General features: G+C 62.7%; 25 protein-coding genes and 1 pseudogene. 16 read left to right on the forward strand and 10 right to left on the reverse strand.

All coding sequences use genetic code 11. The annotated features are described in order from the left end of the window. Positions 1-70 precede the first annotated feature (70 nt). Positions 71-1627 (reverse strand): sigma-54-dependent transcriptional regulator, encoded by a 1557-nt coding sequence (locus BLR26_RS22670; RefSeq protein WP_093385747.1) that lies wholly within the window; start codon positions 1625-1627, stop codon positions 71-73. Positions 1628-1907: 280 nt separating this feature from the next. Between BLR26_RS22670 and phhA the strand changes: the two genes are divergently transcribed. The 5 genes from phhA (at position 1908) to BLR26_RS22690 (ending at position 5914) form a co-directional block, all read left to right on the forward strand. Further along, positions 1908-2696: a phenylalanine 4-monooxygenase gene (gene phhA, locus BLR26_RS22675; RefSeq protein WP_045200144.1), complete on the forward strand. Its 789-nt coding sequence runs from the start codon at positions 1908-1910 to the stop codon at positions 2694-2696. A gap of 42 nt (positions 2697-2738) precedes the next feature. Then, the gene (locus BLR26_RS22680) at positions 2739-3095 is read left to right on the forward strand and encodes a 4a-hydroxytetrahydrobiopterin dehydratase (RefSeq protein ID WP_036994257.1); all 357 of its coding nucleotides are present in this window, start codon (positions 2739-2741) and stop codon (positions 3093-3095) included. Further along, positions 3095-4288 (forward strand): amino acid aminotransferase, encoded by a 1194-nt coding sequence (locus BLR26_RS22685; RefSeq protein WP_093385751.1) that lies wholly within the window; start codon positions 3095-3097, stop codon positions 4286-4288. Before BLR26_RS22680 ends, BLR26_RS22685 begins: the two co-directional genes overlap by 1 nt. Before the next feature lie 205 nt (positions 4289-4493). Beyond that, positions 4494-4622 (forward strand): hypothetical protein, encoded by a 129-nt coding sequence (locus BLR26_RS27555; protein WP_256326754.1) that lies wholly within the window; start codon positions 4494-4496, stop codon positions 4620-4622. A 101-nt stretch (positions 4623-4723) separates the two neighbouring features. After that, positions 4724-5914, forward strand: a complete 1191-nt coding sequence (locus BLR26_RS22690; protein ID WP_093385756.1) for an MFS transporter — start codon at positions 4724-4726, stop codon at positions 5912-5914. Between the two features lie 2 nt (positions 5915-5916). On the opposite strand, the gene arfB is transcribed toward BLR26_RS22690, so the two are convergent. The 3 genes from arfB to BLR26_RS22705 form a co-directional block, all read right to left on the reverse strand. Continuing rightward, entirely contained in the window at positions 5917-6330 is a 414-nt protein-coding gene (gene arfB / locus BLR26_RS22695; protein WP_093385761.1) for an alternative ribosome rescue aminoacyl-tRNA hydrolase ArfB, read from the reverse strand. Positions 6331-6352: 22 nt separating this feature from the next. Continuing rightward, positions 6353-6559: a hypothetical protein gene (locus BLR26_RS22700; RefSeq protein WP_093385766.1), complete on the reverse strand. Its 207-nt coding sequence runs from the start codon at positions 6557-6559 to the stop codon at positions 6353-6355. A 104-nt stretch (positions 6560-6663) separates the two neighbouring features. Further along, positions 6664-7029: a helix-turn-helix domain-containing protein gene (locus tag BLR26_RS22705; protein ID WP_249744369.1), complete on the reverse strand. Its 366-nt coding sequence runs from the start codon at positions 7027-7029 to the stop codon at positions 6664-6666. Positions 7030-7342: 313 nt separating this feature from the next. On the opposite strand from BLR26_RS22705, the gene BLR26_RS22710 reads away from it, so the two are divergent. From BLR26_RS22710 to BLR26_RS22735, 6 genes are all read left to right on the forward strand, one after another. Next, the gene (locus BLR26_RS22710) at positions 7343-7996 is read left to right on the forward strand and encodes a DUF1120 domain-containing protein (RefSeq protein ID WP_093385776.1); all 654 of its coding nucleotides are present in this window, start codon (positions 7343-7345) and stop codon (positions 7994-7996) included. 164 nt (positions 7997-8160) lie between these two features. Next, the gene (locus BLR26_RS22715) at positions 8161-8799 is read left to right on the forward strand and encodes a DUF1120 domain-containing protein (RefSeq protein WP_093385780.1); all 639 of its coding nucleotides are present in this window, start codon (positions 8161-8163) and stop codon (positions 8797-8799) included. A 44-nt stretch (positions 8800-8843) separates the two neighbouring features. Further along, complete coding sequence (locus BLR26_RS22720) at positions 8844-9485, forward strand: DUF1120 domain-containing protein (RefSeq protein ID WP_256326755.1); 642 nt, start codon at positions 8844-8846, stop codon at positions 9483-9485. Between the two features lie 138 nt (positions 9486-9623). Continuing rightward, complete coding sequence (locus BLR26_RS22725; protein WP_093385785.1) at positions 9624-10340, forward strand: fimbria/pilus chaperone family protein; 717 nt, start codon at positions 9624-9626, stop codon at positions 10338-10340. Next, the gene (locus BLR26_RS22730; RefSeq protein ID WP_093385790.1) at positions 10337-12799 is read left to right on the forward strand and encodes a fimbria/pilus outer membrane usher protein; all 2463 of its coding nucleotides are present in this window, start codon (positions 10337-10339) and stop codon (positions 12797-12799) included. Before BLR26_RS22725 ends, BLR26_RS22730 begins: the two co-directional genes overlap by 4 nt. Positions 12800-12886: 87 nt before the next feature. Beyond that, entirely contained in the window at positions 12887-14014 is a 1128-nt protein-coding gene (locus BLR26_RS22735) for a DUF1120 domain-containing protein (RefSeq protein WP_176794288.1), read from the forward strand. A gap of 45 nt (positions 14015-14059) precedes the next feature. Here BLR26_RS22735 and BLR26_RS22740 read toward each other — a convergent pair whose 3' ends face one another. The 6 genes and pseudogenes from BLR26_RS22740 to BLR26_RS22765 form a co-directional block, all read right to left on the reverse strand. Continuing rightward, the gene (locus BLR26_RS22740) at positions 14060-15481 is read right to left on the reverse strand and encodes an amino acid permease (RefSeq protein ID WP_045200547.1); all 1422 of its coding nucleotides are present in this window, start codon (positions 15479-15481) and stop codon (positions 14060-14062) included. A 627-nt stretch (positions 15482-16108) separates the two neighbouring features. After that, the gene (gene rluB, locus BLR26_RS22745; protein WP_093385800.1) at positions 16109-17239 is read right to left on the reverse strand and encodes a 23S rRNA pseudouridine(2605) synthase RluB; all 1131 of its coding nucleotides are present in this window, start codon (positions 17237-17239) and stop codon (positions 16109-16111) included. 171 nt (positions 17240-17410) lie between these two features. After that, positions 17411-18169: pseudogene (scpB, locus tag BLR26_RS22750) on the reverse strand (SMC-Scp complex subunit ScpB); the annotation flags it as partial. Positions 18170-18184: 15 nt separating this feature from the next. Next, positions 18185-18883, reverse strand: coding sequence for a segregation and condensation protein A (locus BLR26_RS22755; RefSeq protein ID WP_176794340.1), 699 nt, complete (start codon positions 18881-18883; stop codon positions 18185-18187). Positions 18884-19011: 128 nt separating this feature from the next. After that, positions 19012-19641 (reverse strand): L-threonylcarbamoyladenylate synthase, encoded by a 630-nt coding sequence (locus BLR26_RS22760; protein ID WP_045200120.1) that lies wholly within the window; start codon positions 19639-19641, stop codon positions 19012-19014. A gap of 13 nt (positions 19642-19654) precedes the next feature. Further along, positions 19655-20518 (reverse strand): PHP domain-containing protein, encoded by an 864-nt coding sequence (locus BLR26_RS22765; protein WP_045200118.1) that lies wholly within the window; start codon positions 20516-20518, stop codon positions 19655-19657. 66 nt (positions 20519-20584) lie between these two features. Here BLR26_RS22765 and BLR26_RS22770 point away from each other — a divergent pair, with 66 nt between their 5' ends. From BLR26_RS22770 to BLR26_RS22790, 5 genes are all read left to right on the forward strand, one after another. Further along, complete coding sequence (locus BLR26_RS22770; protein WP_218124492.1) at positions 20585-21193, forward strand: septation protein A; 609 nt, start codon at positions 20585-20587, stop codon at positions 21191-21193. A gap of 1 nt (position 21194) precedes the next feature. Beyond that, positions 21195-21494 (forward strand): YciI family protein, encoded by a 300-nt coding sequence (locus BLR26_RS22775; RefSeq protein ID WP_093385819.1) that lies wholly within the window; start codon positions 21195-21197, stop codon positions 21492-21494. A gap of 121 nt (positions 21495-21615) precedes the next feature. After that, positions 21616-22020, forward strand: coding sequence for an SH3 domain-containing protein (locus tag BLR26_RS22780; RefSeq protein WP_045200111.1), 405 nt, complete (start codon positions 21616-21618; stop codon positions 22018-22020). Between the two features lie 7 nt (positions 22021-22027). Next, positions 22028-22705, forward strand: a complete 678-nt coding sequence (locus BLR26_RS22785) for a response regulator transcription factor (RefSeq protein ID WP_045200109.1) — start codon at positions 22028-22030, stop codon at positions 22703-22705. Positions 22706-22824: 119 nt separating this feature from the next. Next, positions 22825-23241, forward strand: coding sequence for a Spy/CpxP family protein refolding chaperone (locus BLR26_RS22790; RefSeq protein ID WP_045200107.1), 417 nt, complete (start codon positions 22825-22827; stop codon positions 23239-23241). Positions 23242-23275: the final 34 nt, after the last annotated feature.

Raw genomic sequence — 23275 nt, forward strand, 5'->3', positions numbered from 1 at the left:
ATTATTTGGACAGTACACCTGCAACTAATAACCTGCCTGTATTACCCATACTTTATTAACGCCAGATTAATTAATCCGTTTTGCCGACTGCATGTTCACGCAACTTGTTGGCAATAGTGGTGTGGGAAACTCCCAAGCGTTTACCCAGCGCCCGACTGCTGGGAAATTCGCTCATCAAGCGCTCCAGTACTGCCTTCTCGAAACGCCCGACTATTTGCCCCAGGTCGCCCTCAAGGGAAAACTCGCCCAAGGGTTGCCGGCCGCCGTAGTCCGGCAGGCGAATATGTTCAGTCTTGACCACCCCGCCGTCACATAGCGACACGGCCTGAAACAGCACGTTCTCCAGTTGCCGCACGTTGCCCGGCCAGTGGTACTGGCTCAAACGCTCCATGGCCGCTGGCGCAAGCTTGGGCAGCGGGCAACCGATCTGCCGGCTGGCCTGGTCAAGAAAGTGCTCGACCAGCGGCGGCAAGCCATCCAGGCATTCGCGCAGCGGCGGAATATGCAGCGACAGCACGTTGAGGCGGTGGTAAAGGTCCTGGCGGAATTCGCCACGGGCGCACAACTCGGACAGATCGACCTGGGTGGCACAGATGACCCGCACATCCAGGTACACCTCTTCATCACTGCCTACCCGACGAAAGCAGCCGTCCTGCAGAAAACGCAGCAGTTTTACCTGCAGGCGAGGACTCATCTCACCGACGCCATCGAGGAACAGCGTGCCGCCTGCCGTCAGTTCCAGTAGCCCCAGCTTGCCCTCGGCCCGCGCGCCTTCAAACGCCCCCGGGCCGTAACCGAACAGTTCGGTCTCGGCCATGGACTCGGGCAAGCCGGCGCAGTTGAGCGCCATCAACGGCGCCTGGCCACGGGGGCTGGCCAGGTGACAGGCACGGGCCAGCAACTCCTTGCCGGTACCGGTCTCGCCTTCGATCAGCAGTGGTGCATCCAGCGGCGCCATGCGCCGCGCTTCGCGCACCACCGCAGCCATCACCCGCGAACTCTGGAAGATGCTGTCGAAGCCACGCAGCTCCTGCTTGCGCACGTTATAGATGCGCTCGCCTATGCGGTCGGCGCGGTGCAGAGTCAACACCGCACCGGCCAGGGCTTCGCTGTCGTCGTGCTCGGACTGCAGCGGCGCAATATCAGCGAGGAACACATCGCCCTTGACCTTGACCCGCAGGCCGTTGATACGCGACTTGTTCGCCCGCACCAGCTCCGGCAGGTCGAAATCCTCGGCATAACGCGACAGCGGAATGCCCGGCACCTCGTCGACACGCACCCCGAGCAGCTGCGCCGCAGCGCGGTTGGCAGCCACAATGGAGCCGCCCATGTCGATCGACAGCACCGGGAAATCCAGTGCGCCGAGCAAGGCATTGAGCTCCATGTGCCGACGCTCGCTGGGCATCAGGCCGACGCGCTTGACCCCGAACACCCCGGCGATCGATTCGAATTTCGGCCGCAGGGCCTGGAACTGCAGGTTGATCAGGTTCGGGCAGTGCAGATAGATGGCATTGCCATGCTCGCCACCGACCTCACCGCGGGCGACGTTGATGCCGTACTCCACCAGCAGGTTGAGAATGTCGCGCAGGATGCCGATGCGGTTCTGGCAATGCACTTTAATACGCATGAAATGTCCTACAAGAAGGTCTGGTACGCGCCATGGCAAGCAAGTTTTTGCAGCGAGCCAAGAATAGTCGTAAAGATTATGTGACAGATGGCCGCAGCTTCAAGGATTAAAGCACCCGTTTTTTCGGGATGCCGGGTATTTCGTAAAGTTATCGTTACAAAATCCGAGGCAGTTCGAGCGCGAAGCTGCCGTCAGGACGCTGCAAACCGGACCAATGCGGGTTATCACTAGGGCAATGGCTTGAACACATAACAAGAATGGCCCTCAGCAGGAGAGCAGCATGAAACAGACGCAATACGTGGCTCGCGAGCCCGATGCGCAGGGTTTTATCGACTACCCGCAGCAGGAACACGCGGTGTGGAACACCCTGATTACCCGTCAATTGAAGGTGATCGAAGGCCGCGCGTGCCAGGAATACCTGGACGGCATCGAACAGCTGGGCCTGCCTCACGACCGTATCCCGCAGCTGGGTGAGATCAACAAGGTGCTGGGCGCCACCACCGGCTGGCAAGTTGCCCGGGTACCTGCCCTGATCCCCTTCCAGACTTTTTTCGAACTGCTGGCCAGCAAGCGCTTTCCGGTAGCCACCTTCATTCGTACCGAAGAAGAACTCGACTACCTGCAAGAGCCGGACATTTTCCACGAGATCTTCGGCCACTGCCCGCTGCTGACCAACCCCTGGTTCGCCGAATTCACCCACACCTATGGCAAGCTCGGCCTGCAGGCCACCAAGGAAGAGCGCGTGTACCTCGCCCGCCTCTACTGGATGACCATCGAGTTTGGCCTGGTCGACACCCCGCAAGGTCGCAAGATCTACGGCGGCGGCATTCTTTCTTCACCGAAAGAGACCGTCTACAGCCTGTCCGGCGAGCCCGAGCACCAGGCCTTCGACCCGCTGGAAGCCATGCGCACGCCGTACCGCATTGATATCCTGCAGCCGCTGTACTTTGCCCTGCCCAACCTCAAGCGCCTGTTCGACCTGGCCCACGAAGACATCATGGGCATGGTCCACACGGCAATGAAGATGGGCCTGCACGCACCGAAATTTCCACCCAAGGTCGCCGCCTGAGCGACCTTGCAAACCAATAACAAACCACTTGCGGAAAACCTTATGAACGCCTTGAACCAAGCCCACTGCGAAGCCTGCCGTGCCGATGCTCCACAGGTCAGCGACGAAGAACTGCCGGTACTGATCAAGCAGATCCCGGATTGGAACATCGAAGTCCGTGACGGCATCATGCAGCTGGAAAAAGTTTTCCTGTTCAAGAATTTCAAGCACGCCCTGGCCTTCACCAACGCCGTTGGCGAAATCTCCGAAGCCGAAGGCCATCACCCAGGCCTGCTGACCGAGTGGGGCAAAGTCACCGTGACCTGGTGGAGCCACTCGATCAAGGGCCTGCACCGTAACGACTTCATCATGGCCGCGCGCACCGACGAGGTCGCCAGCACCGCCGAAGGCCGCAAGTAATGCACTTCGGCGCCATCGGGCGCGTACCCGGCGATCCGATCCTCGGACTGATGGAGGCGTATGCCAAGGACAGCAACCCGAACAAGTTCGACCTCGGTGTCGGCGTGTTCAAGGACGCCCAGGGCCTGACGCCGATTCCGGCCGCGGTCAAACAGGCTGAACAGCGCCTGCTTGAGCAACAGGCCAGCAAGAGCTACGTCGGCGGTCATGGCGATGCGGCCTTTGGCCGACTGATCAGCGAACTGGTACTGGGCAGTGACTCGTCGCTGCTCAGCCAGCAGCGTGCCGGCGCTACCCAGACCCCGGGCGGCACCGGTGCCCTGCGCCTGGCGGCGGAGTTCATCGAACACTGTCTGCCGGGCCGCGGCATCTGGCTGAGCGATCCGACCTGGCCCATCCACGAAACCATCTTCGCCGGCGCCGGCCTCAAGGTCAGCCACTATCCCTATGTCGGCACCGACAACCGTCTGAACGTCGCCGGGATGCTGGCCGCCCTGGAAGTTGCGCCCAAGGGCGACGTAGTGTTGCTGCACGCCTGCTGCCACAACCCGACCGGATTCGACCTGAGCCAGGACGACTGGCGCGCCGTGCTCGAGGTGGTGCGCCGCCGTGAGTTACTGCCGTTGATCGACTTCGCCTACCAGGGCTTTGGCGATGGTCTGGAAGAAGACGCCTGGGCGGTACGGCTGTTCGCCGCCGAACTGCCTGAGCTGCTGATTACCAGTTCCTGCTCGAAGAACTTCGGCCTCTATCGCGACCGCACCGGCGCTCTGCTGGTGTGCAGCCACGATGCCGACAAGCTGCTGGATGTGCGTAGTCAACTGGCATTGCTGGCGCGCAACCTGTGGTCGACACCACCGGATCATGGCGCGGCGGTAGTGGCGCAGATTCTTGGCGACACCGACCTCAAGCGCCTGTGGGTCGAAGAAGTCGAGGCCATGCGCCAGCGCATTGCCGAGCTGCGGGTCGGTCTGGTCGAGGCCCTGGCGCCCCACGGCCTGAGCGAACGTTTCGCGCACATCGCCGAGCAACGCGGGATGTTCTCCTACACCGGCTTGTCACCGGAGCAGGTCAAGCAACTGCGTGAGCGCCACAGCGTGTACATGGTTGGCACTGGCCGGGCGAACATCGCCGGCGCCGATGCGGCACGCCTTGAAGCACTGGCTGCAGCCATCGCTGACGTCTGTCGTTAAAAGCATCGCGGGGCAAGTCGGATCGCCGCACCGCCGCTCCCACAGACAGTTGTGGGAGCGGCGGTGCGGCGATCCGACTTGCCCCGCGATGGCCATTAAGCAGGAAAATTCATACTGTCATTCAGACTCCTGTATCCTGCACAGGCTTTCACAAGCCCATGCGCGCCTTGCGCAGCCTTTCCACACACTTGCGAGGAACGACGAGATGCATGAAATCCCGAATCTTCCCTTCCCAAGCCTGAACCCAGAAGAGCAGACTCCTGCCACTCACAGCGCCGAACCAGCCCAGGCTGAATACGACGGCGACGAAACTTCCAGCGCCGACCAGGAATAACTCGCGCAACGATCAGACTGTGTGAAAACGGCTGATGCAGGGACCACCCCGTCAACACGTTTTCACACCGTCAAGAATTCCCCCTCTACGAAAGCCCGCACATGCCCGACTCACCGCGCCCCCTTGCGGTCACCCTGCAAGTCGTCTCCATCGTCCTGTTTACCTTTATCGGCTACCTGAACATCGGCATTCCCCTGGCCGTCTTGCCTGGCTATGTGCACAACGACCTGGGCTTCGGTGCCGTGGTCGCGGGCCTGGTGATCAGCGTGCAGTACCTGGCCACTCTGCTCAGCCGCCCCTACGCCAGCCGCCTCATCGATAACCTGGGCAGCAAGCGCGCGGTGCTCTATGGCCTGGCCGGTTGCGGCTTGAGCGGCGTGTTCATGCTGCTTTCGGCGTGGCTGCAACATGCGCCCTGGCTGAGCCTGGCCAGCCTGCTAGTCGGGCGCCTGGTGCTGGGTAGTGCCGAAAGCCTGGTGGGTTCGGGCTCCATTGGCTGGGGCATTGGCCGGGTCGGTGCGCAACACACCGCCAAGGTAATCTCCTGGAACGGCATCGCCAGTTACGGCGCGCTGGCCATCGGCGCGCCGCTGGGCGTGGAACTGGTGCAACGCTTCGGCCTGTGGAGCATGGGCGCCAGCATTTTACTGCTGTGCGTACTGGGTTTGGCGCTGGCCTGGCCGAAAACCGCCGCCCCGATAGTGGCGGGTGAACGCCTGCCGTTCCTGCACGTGCTCGGGCGGATATTCGGCCATGGTTCAGGGCTGGCCCTGGGCTCGATCGGCTTTGGCACCATCGCCACCTTCGTCACCCTGTACTATGCCAGCCACAACTGGGACAACGCGGCCCTGTGCCTGAGCCTGTTCGGCGCCTGCTTCATTGGCGCGCGACTGCTGTTTGGCAATTTGATCAATCGCATGGGCGGGTACCGGGTGGCGATCGCCTGCCTGTCGGTAGAAACCCTCGGCCTGCTGTTGCTCTGGCAGGCACCGAGCGCCGAGCTGGCCCTGGCCGGTGCGGCGTTGAGCGGCTTTGGTTTCTCGCTGGTGTTTCCGGCCCTCGGCGTCGAAGCGGTGAACCTGGTGTCCGCCTCCAATCGCGGCGCGGCCGTGGGCGCCTATTCGCTGTTCATCGACCTGTCGCTGGGCATCACCGGCCCGTTGGCCGGGGCAATTGCCGCCGGGTTCGGCTTCGCTTCGATCTTTGTCTTTGCCGCCGGCGCGTCGTTCTGCGGCCTGCTATTGAGCCTGTACCTGTACCGCCAGGCCCGCCTGCAACCGCCGCGGCATTAGCCTCAGTAATCGATCTTGCCGCGCCCGGCCTTGATGGCGCCGCGCTTGCTCTTGGTGTCCAGGCGCCGGGTTTTCGAGCCCAGGGTCGGCCGGGTCGGGCGCCGCGCCTTTTCCACCTTGGTCGCCGAAAGAATCAGTTCGCGCAGGCGCTCCAGGGCATCGGCGCGGTTCTGCTCCTGGGTTCGATACTGCTGGGCCTTGATGATGATCACCCCGTCACGGGTAATGCGGCTGTCGCTCAGCGCCAGCAGACGCTCCTTGTAAAACGCTGGCAATGACGAAGCCTGGGTGTCGAAACGCAGGTGCACGGCGCTGGAGACCTTGTTGACGTTCTGCCCGCCGGCGCCCTGGGCGCGGATGGCAGTCAACTCGATCTCGTCGTCCGGGATCTGCACCGCGTTGGATAACTGCAACATCACACATCCTTTGATCAAACATTCAGGCTGACTCAGGTATTCGGCAGCGTCCCCGCTCGGCCTCTTGCGCCCCCAGGCACAGCACCTGGGCTACACGCTGTACGCAGCCCTGGTCCACCGGGGACAACTGGCGAAACAAAATCAGCAGCTCGTTTTCGACTTCACTCAAGCGTTGCACAGGCGAAGCGTTACTTTCCGTGTTGAATGCGCAGGTTTTATGCTCCGACATGATCACCCTTCCCTAGCGAGACTGAATGCATCGACGTTACGAGCAATTCCCTGCGGACCCACCAGGACCGTTCCGAGCGTTTCGTAGGAAAATTGAGATAATAGCTATGCGCCACTACCCTTCGCGTCGTGCATGGCCCCGACAATTCTATGCACAACTTCTTGGTCAGCGATAGCCAATGATCGGTACTGAGCCAGCAATCGCTGTTCCGGTTCATTCAACGAAGCGCCATCATCGATCGTGCGCACGCCAGTGATCACGTAGCGCACATCGACACCAACCCCGGCGACCGCCGCAAGATACGCCGCGTCCGGGTTGCGCTCGCCTTTTTCATAGCTGCCCTGAGTATTGCGGTTGACCCCGCCAAGCTGGGCGAAATCATCCTGGCGAAGGCCCAGGCGGGTACGCTCCTGACGCAATCGTTCACCGCTTTCTGCCGATTTCGGTGCAGTTGTTGCACAATTTTTCAATCAAAACCCCTTTACAAGAACATTTTTTTGGGCATAATCGGCATCCGAACAACACAGACAGCCTTGCCGAGCACTATGCCCCCGCTGTTTACTCCTGGGCAAGGCCAAGCAAAGCACATAAAACCAAACATTCGCACGTTCTATCGTCTAGCCAAAACGTGTGAAAAATCGTCACGGATGACACAGGATCAGGGTTCGCCCTGGTAACTGGTACAGCAGGCATGCCTAGCGCGCCTGACGAGCCATCCGCTGCCGGCCCCACCATAAGACCAATCACGGCGCGGAGGTTCATTCATTTTCAAAGGACCGAATAATGAACACCAAGCCTTTGTGCACCCTGACCGCACTGCTGACCTTTGTCAGTGCTGGCGCTCATGCCAGCAGTACCGACGTCAATATCAGCGGCACCATCACTCCTGCAGCTTGTACGCCGTCGCTCTCCAGCAATGGCCAGGTCGATTTCGGCAACATCAGCATGCCCGATCTCACTCCGCAGCCCGGCATCCCCGACCACTCGGTCCTGGCGCCGCGCAGCCTGACCTTCAGCGTCACCTGTGACCGTGCCACCCGCTTTGCCCTGGTAGCCACCGGCAACCGTCGCGACAGCAGCTCGATCCCCCTGCCCAAAGCCTTCGGCCTGGGTTCCACCACCAGCGGCCAGGCCATCGGTTTCTACAGCGCAACCTGGCCCGACAACGGCGCGACCCTCGACAACCTGCCGGCCGACACCCTGTACTCCGAAGACAGTGGCAGCACCTGGGTGAAAGTCCCGGGCAGCGGTTTCGAGCACCTGGGCGACAAGCCCGAGTCGCGCCTGGGCTTTGCCCTGCGCGGGCAGACCAGCCCTAGCGCAGCCGAAGTCCTCAACCTGCGCCTGGACGTGGCCGGCTGGCTGCGCAATGACATGACCCATGTCGATGAGGCGCTACTCGATGGGCACATGACCATCGAGTTGCAGTACCTCTAGCGGGTAACAGAACGCCCACGCGTAACGGTCCTTCACCGACCGCCAAAAAGAACCCGGCGAATGCCCAGGTCTTTCACTGCCACCAGCGACAGGGAACGGACTGCTGCGCTCGAAAAACGGGTCATTCGCAACACCCACCACCAACACTTAAAAGGAAAACCGCTGTGAAAAAGTCCGTACTGTCCCTTGCTGTGCTGATGACCCTGGCCACCGCCAATGCCATGGCCGCCACGACCGACCTGACCGTAACCGGCACCATTACCCCTGCCGCCTGCACGCCAACCTTGAGCAATGGCGGCCTGGTCGAATATGGCTCGCTGTCCTTGACCGAGCTTGAAGAAACCTCAATCGGTTACAAACTGCCGGCCAAATCCCTGAATCTTTCGATCGAATGCAGCGCCCCGGCCACCTTTGCGCTCATTACCAACGACAACCGCCGCGACAGCAGTCCTGCCAATGCCTGGTTGTTCGGGCTCGGCAATCACCTGGACCAGGCTATCGGTTATTTCGGCATGACCATGGACCATGAAAACACCATTGTCGACGGCGCACCGGGCACCCACCTGGCCTCCGAGGATGCCGGCAACACCTGGACCAACATCATGGACGGCATACTTCAAGACGCCGGAAGAACTCCTGACTATCGCGCAGCCTTTAGCTCTACCGGTAGCAGCGTGGGCCCAGCTCCGGCGAGCAGCGTCAATGTCATCATGGACATCCGCGGCAGCATCAACAAAGGTCTGACCCTGAACGGTGCCATGGAGCTCGACGGCAGCGCGACTATCGAAGTCGTCTACCTCTGACAAGCGGGCCGCTAGCCTGCGCCAACATCCAACAGGCATTTGCCGTGAAAACTTCCGTACTGACCCTTGCTGTATTCATAGGCGTGGTGAGCGCCAACACCTTCGCCGCCACCACCGACTTGACTGTCACCGGCACCATCACTCCAGCCGCCTGTTCGCCAACCCTGGGCAATGGCGGCGTGATCGACTACGGCGCGGTGTCCCTGACCGATCTGGAAGGCGATTCGACCAATTACAGGCTGCCTGTCAAGACCCTGAGCCTTGCAATCGACTGCGACGCCGCAACCACTTTTGCCCTGATGACCCGCGACAATCGCCTCGACACCCTAGACCCACGGGACTACACCTTCGGACTGGGCATGCACCAGGACCAAAGCATCGGCTCATACATGATGACCTGGGAGTTTGAAAACACCCTAGTCGATGGTGAACAAGGGTTCAATTTCTATTCGAACGATGGCGGCCAGTCCTGGGACGGCATGGGAGACGACCGTGGAAACCTGCTCAATGCCAGTAGAGTGCCGTTGAGTCGAACCGGATTCAACTCAAGAATAAGTCATCGCCTTGAACCTATCAGGAACGTCAACGTGATGATGGACGTCCGAGGTTTCATCAAGAAGAGCCTGGTAGTAAACGGCAGCATCCCCATCGACGGCAGCGCGACCATCGAAGTCGTCTACCTCTGACCGCTGCCCCCAAGGGGCGCGAACAGGGACCCCTCGCACCCCGGCCATGACCCACGGCCAGCGCACTCCCCCACCATGAGCCTGCCGGATGCAGCTTGAGGGGAGCTGCGCCCGACGCCGCACAAGAACCTTACAACCATGACTATTGCGTGCAAATCCTTTGCTGGCAGCCTGCTGCCTGCGATTTTCATCTGCACCCTACCCCTGATGCAGGCACACGCCGACGGTATGGTGCCCAGAACCTCGGTGGTGATCGTTGAGGAAGCCCGCGCCAATGGCAGCGACTTCGTGGTCACCAATACCGACCCGCATGCCGCCCTGCTGGCGGTGTTCATCGAAAACCCGAGCGAAGACACCGACAACCTGCTGGTGGTCCAGCCCACCGTGGCGCGGGTCGAAGCCGGCAAAGAACAACAGGTGATCTTCCACTATGTAGGCAAGGAACCGCTGCAGACCCAACGCTTGCGCCGGGTGATCTTCGAAGGTATCCGCGAAACCGCACCGGGCGATCCCGGGGCCATGCGGGTCAACTTCGGCGTGCGCCAGAACCTGCCGGTTATCCTTCACCCCAAGGGCCTGGCGCGCAACAGCGAACCGTGGAAAGGCCTGAGCTGGCGTATCGACGGCAAGCAACTGCGGGTGGAGAACAACACCCCCTACGTGGTGCGCCTGGCCCAGGAGCTGAAACTGTTGCCCGGCCAGCACGCCCTGGACCTTGGCCGCACCTACCTGCTGGCCAATCAAACCATCACCCTCGACTTGCCTGATGCCGCCACTGCGGCCAACACCGTGCGCTTTCAGCCGGCCACGGTCTATGGCTTTGCGGTCGATCCATACGAGGCGCGCATCCTGTGAAGGTCATCGTCAATGCCATTGGCAAACCGCGACCACGCGAGCAATTGATACTGGGCCTGTGCCTGACCCTGCTGGGACTTGAGACCTTCAAACCGGCGCGAGCCGCCAATGAAGCCGCAGCGCCCGGGCACAGCGTGTTCGACCAGGAGGTCCTGCGCCAGCGCGGTATCGACCCCAGGCTTGCTGCCCTGTTTGGCCGGCAAACCCGCTTCCCGCCAGGGCGTCAGCAGATCAACCTGAGCGTCAACGGCCGCGACAGGGGCACTACCCAGGCGCGCTTCGGCGAGGATGGCAGCCTGTGCGTCGATAATCCCTTGCTGGCCTTCGCCGGGCTGCGCCAACCCGCCGAGTGGTCCACCACCCTGGATGCCCAAGAGCAGCCTGCCGATCCGGACTGCCTGGCCCTGGCCACGGCTTTCCCCCAGGCTCAGGTCGAACTGCAGCCCGGTCAGCACCAGGTGCGACTGTTCGTACCGGACCAGGCGCTGCTGGACGAGCGGCAATTGTCCGACGACTACAGCCAGGGCGGCATTGCCGGGCTGTTGAACTACGACATTTTCAGCTCGTTCAACCGCTACGATGGCCAGTCCAGCCGTTATGCCGCAGCCAATACCGAGCTGGGCCTGAACCTGGACAACTGGATCCTGCGCAGCCGCCAGGTGCACAGCCGCTTCGATGGCAAGATGCGCAGCGAGATGCTCGACACCTATGTGCAACGCAGCTTCGCCCAGCACCGCAGCCTGTTCCAGGCCGGCGAGATCAGCCTGGTCAACCCGGTGCTCAACGGCGCGCAGATCATTGGCGCGCAGCTCACGCCGGAGTATGGCCTGCTCTCGCAGCTGGACAACGCCAGCGTGCAGGGTATCGCCAACAGCCAGGCGCGGGTCGAGGTGCACCAGAACGGCGCCTTGCTGTACAGCACTGTGGTACAGCCCGGGCCCTTCACCCTCACCAACATCCCGCGCATCACCTCGCGTTCGGACCTGGAAGTGACAGTGATCGAAACCAATGGCGAGCAACGGCGCTTTCGCGTACCGGCCAGCCTCGCCGCCAGCGCCCGCCCGCAAAGCGGCTACAGTATCGGCGCCGGCGTGGTGCGCAGCCATGGCCATGGCAGCGACGACCCGGCGGTGGTGAGCCTGGGCCAGAGCGGCGCGCTGGGCAATACCTCGGTCATCAGCAGCGGCCTGATCCTCGCCCAGGGCTATCGCAGCCTTGACGCCAGCCTCGGCACCGCGCTCACGCCACTGGTCAGCGCCGAGGTGTTTGCCATCGGCGCGCAAGCCAGTAGCCTCGACCAGCAGGGCGCGCAACTGGGCGGCCAGCTCAACTGGCAAATGCACGAGCAATGGAGCAGCCTGGTGGCCGCCAACCACCGCAGCCGCGGCTACCGCGAACTGCTCGACAGCACCTACCGCGACAATGATCAGTTCGCCTCCAGCTACCGCGACCAGTTCAGCACCAGCCTGCGCTGGGCCAGTCGCGCCCTGGGCAGCCTCAACCTGGGGTACACGCAAAGCACCTACTACGAGCACGACAGCACGCAACGGCTGTTTTTGTCCTGGGGCAACAGCTACGGCGGCGTCACATTCTCGGCGACGGTGGAAAAAGCCCTGGGCAGCAGCGACGGCTACAACGACGACGCCGTGTATTTCAGTGCCAGCATCCCCCTGGATGGTCGTCGGCGTCTGCGCAGCAGCGTGCGCCACAACGACAGCAGTACCACCAGCACGGTGGCTTACAACGAGCAGGTCAGTGACAGCCTTGGCTATCGCCTGGGTGCCGAACATCGTTCCGGCGATTCCAGCACCCTGGCCAGCGCCGGCCTTTCGGCATTGCCGCGCTACACCCAACTGGACCTGAACTACAGCGGCGACGGCGACAACAGCAACTACAACCTCGGCCTGCGCGGCGGCATAGCCGTGCATGGTGCCGGGATCACCCCCTCGCCCTATCCGATCCGCGATACCTTCGCGATCCTCTCGGTCACCGAGACCCCCGGAGTCAAGGCCAGCACCCCGAGCGGCCCAGTGTGGACCGATCATGCCGGCAACGCGGTGGTGGCCTCGCTCACCGCCTATGGCAAAAGCCCGGTCGAGGTCGACACCCAGAGCCTGCCGACCCACATCAACGTCGACCAGGGCGCCGGCGTGCTGCGCGCCACTCGCGGCGCGGTGCCGCGCCTGAGTTTCCGCGCCTGGAGTGTCCGTCGGCTGCTGCTGACCCTGCTCGACAGCAGCGGCCAGCCATTGCCCAGCGGCGCGTCGGTGTTCGACGACCGTGGGCGCTTCATCAACCTGGTGCAACCGGGCGGGCTGGTGTTCATCGACAACAGCGCCGACATCGGCCACCTGATCATCAGCGACCACCAGGCCCGCGAATGCCGCGTCACCCTCGACCCGGATACCGGCGCCAGCAGCGACAGCTACTACACCCAGGCCCAACGCACCTGCAGTTGACCCCCCTTCGCGACGACATGACGCCAGACGGCAGCTACACCTTGTGTCGTCCTTCCATACACCGCTTTGGTGAGGATGCGTCAAATCATGAACACCCGGTACAAACCCCAGCTTGCAATGCTCCTGCTCTTCGGCCTGCCGCTGACAGCCTTCGCCAATGAATGCCGATTACAGATCACGCCGACGCCGCTGGACTATGGCACCCTCGACCGCAGCCGCCTGCAGCCCGGCAGCCCAGGCCTGGCACTGCCGGAGAAATCCGCGCAGTTGGCCCTGAGCTGCAGCGAAAGCACCGACCTGAGTGTGTTCTATACAGCCAATGCCCTGGACGGCGAGCGCTTCGAACTCGCCGCTGGCGGGCACTACCGAATACGTGCCGCCGATGCCGTGGTCGACGGCGAACGCGTTGACCTGGCCCGGATCGAACAAACCGGCGCCGTGCCGGGCCCGGCCAGCGCCTCGCTGGGCTGGCAGCCGCGTAGCGGCATGGTCCCGGTCCGGGCCGGCAAAGCCGTGCAAGGCCGCAGCCTGAATCTGACTCTGGTGTTCGAAGCCGAGCTGTCTGCCAAGGCTTTCGAAGTGCGCGAGTCGACCTCATTGCGCAGCAGCGGGCAGTTCGCTGCCCCGGCCTCCGGCAGCACTGCCGAACTGGCTCTGCAATGGCAGATCCAGCCAGCGGCCTGCACGCCATTGCTGTCCCAGGGCGGGGTGGTGGACTACGGCAAGATCAGCCTGCAGAGCCTTAACAGCGACAAGCGCACGCGCCTGCCCACGCGCCAGCTGAACCTGTCGATCCAGTGCGACAGCCCGGCGCGCTATGCCCTGCTGATGCAGGACAACCGCGACGGCACGGCGGTGGTCGATTCGCTGAATTTCTACGGTTTGGGCCGCGATGCCAGCGAGAACAAAATCGGCCTGTACGAGGTGCAGATCGACCCGTTGCACATCAGCGCCGACCAGTTGCCGGCGGTGTACCTCACCCAGTCGACCCGCGGCACCGGCTGGAGCACCGCAGGCAGCACCAGCAAAGCGCTGACCACCACCACCCTGCTCGGCTTCAATGATGTCGAGAACAACAGCAACGGCCCGATCGCCATCCGCCACCTGAGCACGCCAATCAACATCATGCCGGTGATCGCCGCCACCAGCGAGCTGGACAACCGCCAGGACATCCACCTCGACGGCTCGGCGACGATCGAGATCATTTACCTGTAAACGAAAACGCCCCGGATAACCGGGGCGTTTTTTCAACCGTGTGAATCAGCGCTTGAGCGAGGCCGGGGTAGCCGCTGCCGCCGCTTTGCTGCGGTTGGTTTTCAGGCTGTAGCAGACCACCATCACCAGCAGCCAGACCGGGATCGCGTAGACGGAGATCTGGATGCCCGGGATCTGCAGCATGATGCCCAGGATCAGCACCACGAAGGCCAGGCAGATGTAGTTGCCATAGGGGTACCACAGCGCCTTGAACAGCGGAGTCTGGCCGGTCTTGTTCAGGTGCTGGCGGAACTTCAGGTGCGAGTAGCTGATCATCGCCCAGTTGATCACCAGGGCGGCCACTACCAGCGACATCAGCAGCTCCAGCGCGTGCTGCGGGATGAAGTAGTTGAGCAGCACTGCAACCAGAGTCACCGCTGCCGAAGCCAGGATCGAACGCACCGGCACACCGCGCTTGTCGATCTTCGCCAGGCCCGCCGGGGCATCGCCCTGTTCGGCCATGCCGTAGAGCATACGGGCGTTGCAGTAGGTACCGCTGTTGTACACCGACAGCGCCGCGGTCAGCACCACGAAGTTGAGGATGTGCGCAGCAACATCACTGCCCAGCAGCGAGAACACTTGCACGAACGGGCTGGCGCCGTAGGTTCCACCGGCGGCATCGAGGCTGGTGACCAGGCTGTCCCATGGGGTCAGCGACAGCAGCACGACCAGGGCACCGATGTAGAAAATCAGGATGCGGTAGATCACCTGGTTGATCGCTTTGGGGATCACAGTCTTCGGCTTGTCGGCTTCAGCGGCGGTGAAACCGAGCATTTCCAGGCCGCCGAAGGAGAACATGATGATCGCCAGGGCCATGACCAGGCCGCTGACGCCATTGGGGAAGAAGCCGCCGTGTTCCCACAGGTTGCTCACCGAAGCTTGCGGGCCGCCGCTACCGCTGGCCAGCATCCAGCTGCCCAGGGCGATCATGCCGACAATGGCCAGGACCTTGATGATCGCGAACCAGAACTCGGCCTCGCCGAACACCTTGACGTTGGCCAGGTTGATCGCGTTGATGAGGATGAAGAAAGCAGCCGCCGAGGCCCAGGTCGGGATCTCCGGCCACCAGTAGTGCACGTACTTGCCGACGGCGGTGAGCTCCGACATGCCCACCAGGATGTACAGCACCCAGCAGTTCCAGCCCGACAGGAAGCCGGCAAAACCGCCCCAGTATTTGTGCGCGAAGTGACTGAAGGAGCCGGCCACCGGCTCTTCGACGATCATCTCGCCGAGCTGGCGCATGATCATGAAGGCAATGAAGCCACAGATCGCATAGCCGAGGATCATCGACGGGCCCGCCGACTTCATCACCCCGGCCGAACCCAGGAACAGCCCGGTACCGATTGCACCGCCCAGGGCGATCAACTGGATATGGCGATTTTTCAGGCCGCGTTTCAGCTCGCCTGAATGCGTGTTTTGTCCACTCATGAACGAAGTCACCTGCTTGTTTTTATCTGTGACGGAATCGGACCCACCGCGCTCGTGGCGCAGCGGAATTAACAAGGTGATTACCTTGAGGATCTTGGCCAACTGCTGCCCGTCCAGGGCATAAGCCGTGGGCGAATCAGCCGGGTGTCAGCAAGAGTGCGCGGTACGCATTGGGGTCACAGTTAAAACGCGGCGCATTGTATACCCCTACAGACGCGCAGGGGTCAACACGTTGCGTGACTGTCTGACGACAAAACGCACCGGTCCTGAGGAAGGGTTCTAGCCTGGGGAGGTAATCGGCGTACATGGCGCCTCCATTTGTTCTTATTGAATGCCCGGCTCTCCGGCCCGGCTTTGCACACGGCAATGGCGCCTATCTCACCGCTCCCGGGGCCTGCGAACAAGCCGTTGACGGGCAGGTAAAGCGCCCTGGCCCGGGGCTTTCGGCAAGTTCTGTTTACACCCATAGAAATCTCCAGCCAGGGCCCGTGTACCGGCCGACATTTGTAACGATTTATTTACATGATGGTGTAAAAACTTTCCACGGCTTACGGAAGTGCCTGTAAGACAAGGAAATTTGCGCAAAAAAAAGCCAACCCGAAGGTTGGCTTGTTTAACCGGCCCGACTTACGGGCGCGGTTTGTTGCGGGTGCTGCCCGGACGCCTGGGCGCCGGCTTGCCGCGCTTGTTCATGTCGCTTGGGCGCTCGGCCACGGTGCTGCTGCCACGGCCGCTGTCCTTGCGCGGCGCTTCACCACGCGGCTGACGGGCTGGACGCTCGTCGCCACGGGGCTGGCGAACCGGACGCTCGGCTTCACCACGAGGCTGGCGCGCAGGGCGCTCGCCGGTTGCAGCGCCATCCTGGGCCGGACGCAGGGTGCGCACGCGCTCGCCACGGCCCAGCGGACGGGTGGACTTGCGCTGCAGGCGCTCGAGCTTGTCCTTGCTCTTGTGGTTCAGGGCCGGCATGGCCACTGGGGTCAGGCCCACTTCGGCGGCAAGAATGTCGACTTCCTGCTGGCTCATTTCGCGCCAGCGGCCCATCGGCAGGTCGGAGTTGAGGAACACCGGGCCGAAACGCACGCGCTTCAGACGGCTGACCACCAGGCCCTGGGATTCCCACAGGCGGCGTACTTCACGGTTGCGACCTTCCATCACCACGCAGTGGTACCAGTGGTTGAAGCCTTCACCGCCAGGGGCTTCCTGGATGTCGGTGAAACGCGCCGGGCCGTCTTCGAGCACGACACCGGCCTTGAGGCGGGCAATCATGTCTTCGTCGACTTCACCACGCACACGCACGGCATACTCACGGTCCATTTCGTAGGACGGGTGCATCAGGCGGTTGGCCAGCTCACCGTCGGTGGTGAACATCAGCAGGCCGGTGGTGTTGATGTCGAGGCGACCGATGTTGATCCAGCGGCCTTCTTTCGGCCGTGGCAGGCGGTCGAACACGGTCGGACGGCCTTCCGGGTCGTCACGGGTGCAGATCTCACCGTCGGGTTTGTTGTACATGATCACCCGGCGCACGGTTTCGGCAGCTTCTTCGCGCTTGATCACGCGGCCGTCGACCGAGATCGCATCGTGCAGGTCGACGCGCTGGCCAAGGGTGGCATTGACGCCATTGACCTTGATCCGGCCCTGGCTGATCCAGGCCTCGACGTCGCGGCGCGAGCCCACGCCGATACGGGCGAGAACTTTTTGCAGTTTCTCGCCTGATGGCGGCAATGGCTGGGTTTCTTGCAGGTCTTTTTCACTCATGCTGGGCACCTCCCGGTGTATTTACGAAAATCTGGTATGGCGAACAAGCGCCAAAAAGGGTCGCGAATCATACGCTGATCGCGACGTGAACGCACCTGAGACTAGCCGAAATTGCAAAAGTTGCCGGGTCTATCCGCCCGAAGGCCAGGGTTACTGATGCGGCGTCTGCGGTTCGGTTGCCAACGGCTCGTCGTCCAGATCCACCTGGGTGTCGTCGACCAGGTCATCGAAATCGGTCTTGAGCCCTTCTTCCATGGCGTCCAGTTCGGTCAACAGGCTGCGGAAGCTGGTTTCTTCCTGGGGCTCTTGCGGCTCGGCACTGGCATCGGCCAGGGCCTGCAGGTGCGCCGGTACCGGGGCATCGTCCAGTTCCAGTACCGGTTCGGGCTCAGGCTCCATCTCGCGCAACTCGGCCAGCGGCGGCAGGTCATCGAGGTTCTTCAGGTTGAAGTGGTCGAGAAAGGCCTTGGTGGTGGCGAACATCGCCGGTTTACCCGGCACTTCACGGTAGCCGACGATGCGGATCCACTCGCGCTCGAGCAGGGTCTTGATGATGTTGGTGTTGACCGCCACACCGCGCACGTCCTCGATCTCGCCGCGGGTGATGGGCTGGCGGTAGGCGATCAGCGCCATGGTCTCCAGCAGGGCCCGGGAGTAGCGCTGCGGGCGCTCTTCCCACAGCCGGCCGACCCAGGGTGCGTAGTCTTCGCGGATCTGCAGGCGGTAACCCGAGGCCACCTCCTTGAGCTCGAAGGCGCGGCCATTGCAGGACTTGCGCAGCACCTCCAGGGCCTTCTTGAACACCGCAGGTTCCGGGCGCTCGGCTTCCTCGAACAATTCGTACAGGCGCTCAAGGGATTGCGGTTTGCCCGAGGCCAGCAAAAAGGCCTCGAGCAGGGGCGCCAGGTCGCGCGGTTCGTTCAGGTTCATGGGCTTGCTCAGTTGTTACTCGGCGCGGGCGCGGACATGGATCGGCGCAAAGGGCTCATTTTGCACCAGTTCGATCAAGGATTCCTTGACCAGTTCGAGAATCGCCATGAAGGTCACCACCACCCCGAGCTTGCCTTCCTCGGCGCTGAACAGCTCGACGAAGGGCACGAAGCCGCCGCCCCTGAGGCGCTCAAGCACTTCGCTCATGCGCTCGCGGGTCGACAACGCCTCACGGCTGACCTGGTGGCTTTCGAACAGATCACCCCGGCGCAGCACCTCGGCCATCGACACCAGCAGCTCTTCCAGGCTGACCTCGGGCAACAGCTTGCGCACCTTGGCCTGCGGCGCGTCCAGGCGCGGCACGATGACCTCGCGGCCGACCCGGCTAAGGCCGTCGATGCCTTCGGCGGCGGCCTTGAAGCGCTCGTACTCCTGCAGGCGGCGGATCAGTTTGGCACGCGGGTCGGCCTCTTCTTCCTCGACCTCGGCCGAACGCGGCAGCAGCATCCGTGACTTGATCTCGGCGAGCATCGCCGCCATCACCAGGTACTCGGCGGCCAGCTCAAGGCGCACGGTCTTCATCAGCTCGACGTAGCCCATGTACTGGCGGGTGATTTCCGCCACCGGGATGTCGAGGATGTCGACGTTCTGCTTGCGAATCAGGTACAGCAGTAAATCCAGAGGCCCTTCGAAGGCCTCCAGAAACACTTCCAGGGCATCCGGCGGAATGTACAGGTCCACCGGCATCTCGGTCATGGCTTCGCCATACACCAGCACCAGCGGCAGTTCCTGCTGGGCGCCTGCTTGCGGGTCGATACTGGCTTCGGGGGTGGTCGCCTGGCTCACGCTTCGACCATGAACGGCGCAGGGTCGCCGCAACCGACGCGGATCACTTCCGGCTCATCGCCCGCCAGGTTGATCACGGTCGAGGCCTTCAGGTCACCAAAGCCGCCATCGACGATCAGGTCGACGTGGTGCTCCAGGGCCTGGCGAATCTCGTAGGGATCGGTCATCGGCTGGTCTTCGCCGGGCATGATCAGGCTGACGCTCATCAGCGGCTCGCCGAGCTCTTCGAGCAGGGCCAGGGCAATCGGGTTGGACGGCACGCGCAGGCCGATGGTGCGGCGCTTTTCGTGCAGCAGCAGGCGCGGCACTTCGCGGGTGGCGTTGAGGATGAAGGTGTACGGCCCCGGTACATGGGCCTTGAGCAAGCGAAAGGTGGCGGTGTCGATCTTGGCGAACAGGCCCATTTGCGACAGGTCGCAGCAGATCAGGGTGAAGTTGTGGTTCTTGTCCAGCTGACGCAGGCGGCGAACCCGTTCAACGGCATTCTTGTCGCCGATCTGGCAACCCATGGCGTAGGAGGAGTCGGTGGGATAAACCACCACGCCGCCCTTGCGGATGATTTCGACGGCCTGTTTGATCAGGCGCGGTTGCGGGTTTTCCGCATGAATCTGGAAAAACTGACTCACGTTCTCTTCCTGTTCAGACTGCCGCGATAGGCTGCTCATGTTTGAATCGGCGCCACAGTGGTGGCAGGTCCTCTGGCAATGGCCGGTAGACACCGATCTCGCCCCAGGTGCCAGGGCCATGGAAATCACTGCCGGCACTGGCCAGCAGACCGAATTCACGGGCCAGGATCGACAGAGTGCCTACCTGTTCGGCCGGCATCATGCCGTTGACCACTTCCAGCGCCTGCCCGCCTGCTTGAATATAGTCGGCAATCAGCCGGCGGCGCTTGCTGCGGGTTAAATCGTAGTGCATCGGGTGGGCCAGGCTGACCCAGGCATCGGACTGGCGCAACGTCTCGACGGTCTCCTCCAGGGTTGGCCAGTGCAGCTTCACGTCGCCCAGCTTGCCGGCCCCCAGCCACTTGCGAAACGCCTCGGCGCGGTCTTTTACATAGCCTGCGCGCACCAGGTACTCGGCAAAATGCGGGCGCGCCGGGGCATTGCCGCTGTCGCCCAGTTCCTGCTGGATGGCCCGCGCGCCGTCGAGCGCGCCCTTCATGCCCTTGAGTGCCAACCGTCGGTCGATTTCTTCCGAACGCAACCAGCGACCACGGTGCAGCGACTCGACGGCGGCCTGCAACGGCGCGGCGTCGAGGGGGAAGTTGTAGCCCAGCACGTGAATGGTCGCCCCGCCCCAGGTGCACGACAGCTCGATGCCGCTGACCCAGTGCATGTCCAGGGCCTGGGTGGCGGCGCGGGCTTCGAGCTGGCCTTCGAGGGTGTCATGGTCGGTCAGCGAGAGCATCCGCACGCCGTGCTCATGGGCCCGGGCGACCAGAACCGTTGGCGACAAGGCGCCGTCGGAGGCCGTACTGTGGCAGTGCAGATCAACATTCATAGGTGGCGCTTTCGCTGTCATTGATGTTTGTTATTATGCCGTCACATCCTGCTTCTGGCTGCCATTGTGAAACAATTCATCGATTTCATCCCGCTGCTCCTGTTCTTCATCGTCTACAAGCTTGAACCGCGTGCCGTCGAATTCGCCGGGCACACCTTCGAACTGGGCGGCATCTACAGCGCCACGGCGATGCTGATCATCAGCTCGCTGGTGGTCTACGGCGCCCTGTTCCTTCGCCAACGCAAGCTGGAGAAAGGCCAGTGGCTGACCCTGGTGGCCTGCCTGGTGTTCGGCGGCCTGACCCTGGCCTTCCACAGCGAAACCTTCCTCAAATGGAAGGCGCCGGTGGTCAACTGGCTGTTCGCCCTGGCCTTCACCGGCAGCCACTTCATCGGCGACCGGGTGCTGATCAAGCGCATCATGGGCCACGCCCTGACCCTGCCGGAGCCGGTATGGACGCGCCTGAACATCGCCTGGATCGGCTTTTTCCTGTTCTGTGGCGCGGCCAATCTGTTCGTTGCCTTCACCTTCCAGAGCTTCTGGGTCGACTTCAAGGTGTTCGGCAGCCTGGGCATGACCGTGCTGTTCCTGGTGGCCCAGGGTATCTACTTGTCGCGCCACCTGCACGACAGCGACCCGAGCACTCCGCCTTCCACTCCCAAGCACGAGGAATGACATGCTTTACGCCATCATTGCCACAGACGTAGCCGATTCGCTGGAACAACGCCTGGCCGCGCGCCCGGCGCATATCGAACGCCTGCAGCAGCTCAAGGAGCAAGGCCGCGTGGTACTGGCCGGCCCGCACCCGGCCGTTGACAGCAACGACCCAGGCGCCGCCGGGTTCACCGGCAGCCTGATCGTCGCCGAATTCGACTCGCTCAGCGCCGCCCAGGCCTGGGCCGACGCCGATCCGTACATTGCCGCCGGCGTCTACGCCAACGTCATCGTCAAGCCGTTCAAGCAAGTCCTGCCGTAATGCCGCAGGGCGGTGGCCAAGCCGGCACACCGCCCCTTGCAGCTTTCTCTTGGCAAATGCTCATTATTCTCGCCCGATGGCCGACAACCTCCTGAACCATCCAATGGAATCAGGAGTTCCGATGCGTCAAGGTCCGTTGTCCCTGCTGCTGTGCCTGTTGCTGCTGACCCCATTGGCCCAGGCTGAAGAGCCCAGCGGCTCCAGCACCCCGCTGTCGCTCAGTGCCGGCAGCCAGATCACCGAGCTGCAACAGCGCCTCAAAGAAAGCGAGCGCCTGCGCGAAACCCTGGTCCAGCAACTGCACAACGCCGACAGCGAACGCGAAAGCGCCCAGCTCACCCGTCTGCGCCAGGAAAACCAGAAACTGAAGCTGGCACTCAAGGAATTGCAGGCCAGCGCCGCGCCGAAACTCATCACCGAGCAGCAACAATGGTTCCTGATTGGTGGCGCAGTTGCCCTGTTTGCAGCACTCTGCGGTATCTTTGCCAGTGGCGGACACAGAAAGCGTCGGCAATGGTTGAATTGAGTGAGTCATGAGCGAGCTGTTACTGATTGATGATGACCAGGAACTCTGCGAGCTGCTCGGCAGCTGGCTGACCCAGGAAGGTTTCGTGGTACGTGCCTGCCACGATGGCCACAGCGCCCGCAAGGCGCTGGCCGAACAGGCGCCGGCCGCCGTCGTGCTGGACGTGATGCTGCCCGACGGCAGCGGTCTTGAGCTGCTCAAGCAGCTGCGCAGCGAACACGCCGAACTGCCGGTGCTGATGCTCTCGGCCCGTGGTGAGCCGCTGGACCGGATTCTCGGCCTGGAGCTGGGCGCCGACGACTACCTGGCCAAACCTTGCGACCCGCGTGAACTCACCGCCCGCCTGCGCGCCGTGCTGCGCCGCAGCCACCCCAACGCGACGCCGAGCCAGGTGGAAATCGGCGACCTGTGCTTCAGCCCGGCCCGCGGCGTGGTCAGCATCGACGAGCAAGAGCTGGCCCTGACCCTCTCCGAGAGCCGCATCCTCGAAGCCCTGCTGCGCCAGCCCGGCGAGCCGCTGGACAAGCAGGAACTGGCGCAGATCGCCCTGGGCCGCAAGCTGACCCTGTACGACCGCAGCCTGGACATGCACGTCAGCAACCTGCGCAAGAAGATCGGCCCGCACGCCGATGGCCGCCCGCGCATCGTCGCCCTGCGCAGCCGCGGCTACTACTACAGCCTGTAATGTCAGCACGGCGCGCAGGCATCTTTACCCAAGCTTTACCCTTGCCTGACCGCCGCTGACCTTGATCTCCCTAGACTGGGCACATCCGGTAACGACCGGCCTCAGAAAGGAGAGTCACCATGCGCAAGACCCTTATCGCCCTGATGTTCGCCGCTGCTCTGCCCACCGTTGCCATGGCCATGCCAGATGCCGGCGGCCCGCGCCACGGCGAGCACCACCGCGGTGGAGCGCCTTTCGCCCAGCTGGACCTGAGCCGCGAACAGCGCCAGCAGATCGGCAAGCTGATGGGCGAGCAGATGAAAAGCCGTCAGGAAATCACCCAGCGCTACCTGGAAAAACTCCCGGCCGCTGACCAGAAGGCCCTGAAAGACGAGCTCAAGGCCAAGAAGGACAAGACCCAGGCCGAGATTCGCGCCCTGCTCAAACCCGAACAGCAAAAACAGTTCGACGAAATGAAGAAAAAGCAGGATGAACGCCGCGCCGAATGGGCCGAGTTCAAAGCCTGGAAAGCTGAAAAAGCCAACAAGGCCCAGTAAGCTGTCAGCCACCCGCCCGGCCTGCCCCAGCAGG

Origin of the sequence: Pseudomonas sp. UC 17F4, assembly GCF_900101695.1 — a bacterium.
In the GTDB taxonomy this organism is placed as follows: Bacteria; Pseudomonadota; Gammaproteobacteria; order Pseudomonadales; family Pseudomonadaceae; genus Aquipseudomonas.

Bases quoted from the DNA above. Each gene is read 5' to 3' on its own strand.
- BLR26_RS22690 (WP_093385756.1), top strand. From the start codon at position 4,724: ATGCCCGACTCACCGCGCCCCCTTGCGGTCACCCTGCAAGTCGTCTCC.
- BLR26_RS22725 (WP_093385785.1), top strand. From the start codon at position 9,624: ATGACTATTGCGTGCAAATCCTTTGCTGGCAGCCTGCTGCCTGCGATT.
- BLR26_RS22700 (WP_093385766.1), bottom strand. From the start codon at position 6,559: ATGTCGGAGCATAAAACCTGCGCATTCAACACGGAAAGTAACGCTTCG.
- arfB (WP_093385761.1), bottom strand. From the start codon at position 6,330: ATGTTGCAGTTATCCAACGCGGTGCAGATCCCGGACGACGAGATCGAG.
- BLR26_RS22790 (WP_045200107.1), top strand. From the start codon at position 22,825: ATGCGCAAGACCCTTATCGCCCTGATGTTCGCCGCTGCTCTGCCCACC.
- BLR26_RS22775 (WP_093385819.1), top strand. From the start codon at position 21,195: ATGCTTTACGCCATCATTGCCACAGACGTAGCCGATTCGCTGGAACAA.
- BLR26_RS22740 (WP_045200547.1), bottom strand. From the start codon at position 15,481: ATGAGTGGACAAAACACGCATTCAGGCGAGCTGAAACGCGGCCTGAAA.
- BLR26_RS22680 (WP_036994257.1), top strand. From the start codon at position 2,739: ATGAACGCCTTGAACCAAGCCCACTGCGAAGCCTGCCGTGCCGATGCT.
- phhA (WP_045200144.1), top strand. From the start codon at position 1,908: ATGAAACAGACGCAATACGTGGCTCGCGAGCCCGATGCGCAGGGTTTT.
- BLR26_RS22685 (WP_093385751.1), top strand. From the start codon at position 3,095: ATGCACTTCGGCGCCATCGGGCGCGTACCCGGCGATCCGATCCTCGGA.
- BLR26_RS22785 (WP_045200109.1), top strand. From the start codon at position 22,028: ATGAGCGAGCTGTTACTGATTGATGATGACCAGGAACTCTGCGAGCTG.
- BLR26_RS22670 (WP_093385747.1), bottom strand. From the start codon at position 1,627: ATGCGTATTAAAGTGCATTGCCAGAACCGCATCGGCATCCTGCGCGAC.
- BLR26_RS27555 (WP_256326754.1), top strand. From the start codon at position 4,494: ATGCATGAAATCCCGAATCTTCCCTTCCCAAGCCTGAACCCAGAAGAG.
- BLR26_RS22710 (WP_093385776.1), top strand. From the start codon at position 7,343: ATGAACACCAAGCCTTTGTGCACCCTGACCGCACTGCTGACCTTTGTC.
- BLR26_RS22735 (WP_176794288.1), top strand. From the start codon at position 12,887: ATGAACACCCGGTACAAACCCCAGCTTGCAATGCTCCTGCTCTTCGGC.
- BLR26_RS22765 (WP_045200118.1), bottom strand. From the start codon at position 20,518: ATGAATGTTGATCTGCACTGCCACAGTACGGCCTCCGACGGCGCCTTG.
- rluB (WP_093385800.1), bottom strand. From the start codon at position 17,239: ATGAGTGAAAAAGACCTGCAAGAAACCCAGCCATTGCCGCCATCAGGC.
- BLR26_RS22780 (WP_045200111.1), top strand. From the start codon at position 21,616: ATGCGTCAAGGTCCGTTGTCCCTGCTGCTGTGCCTGTTGCTGCTGACC.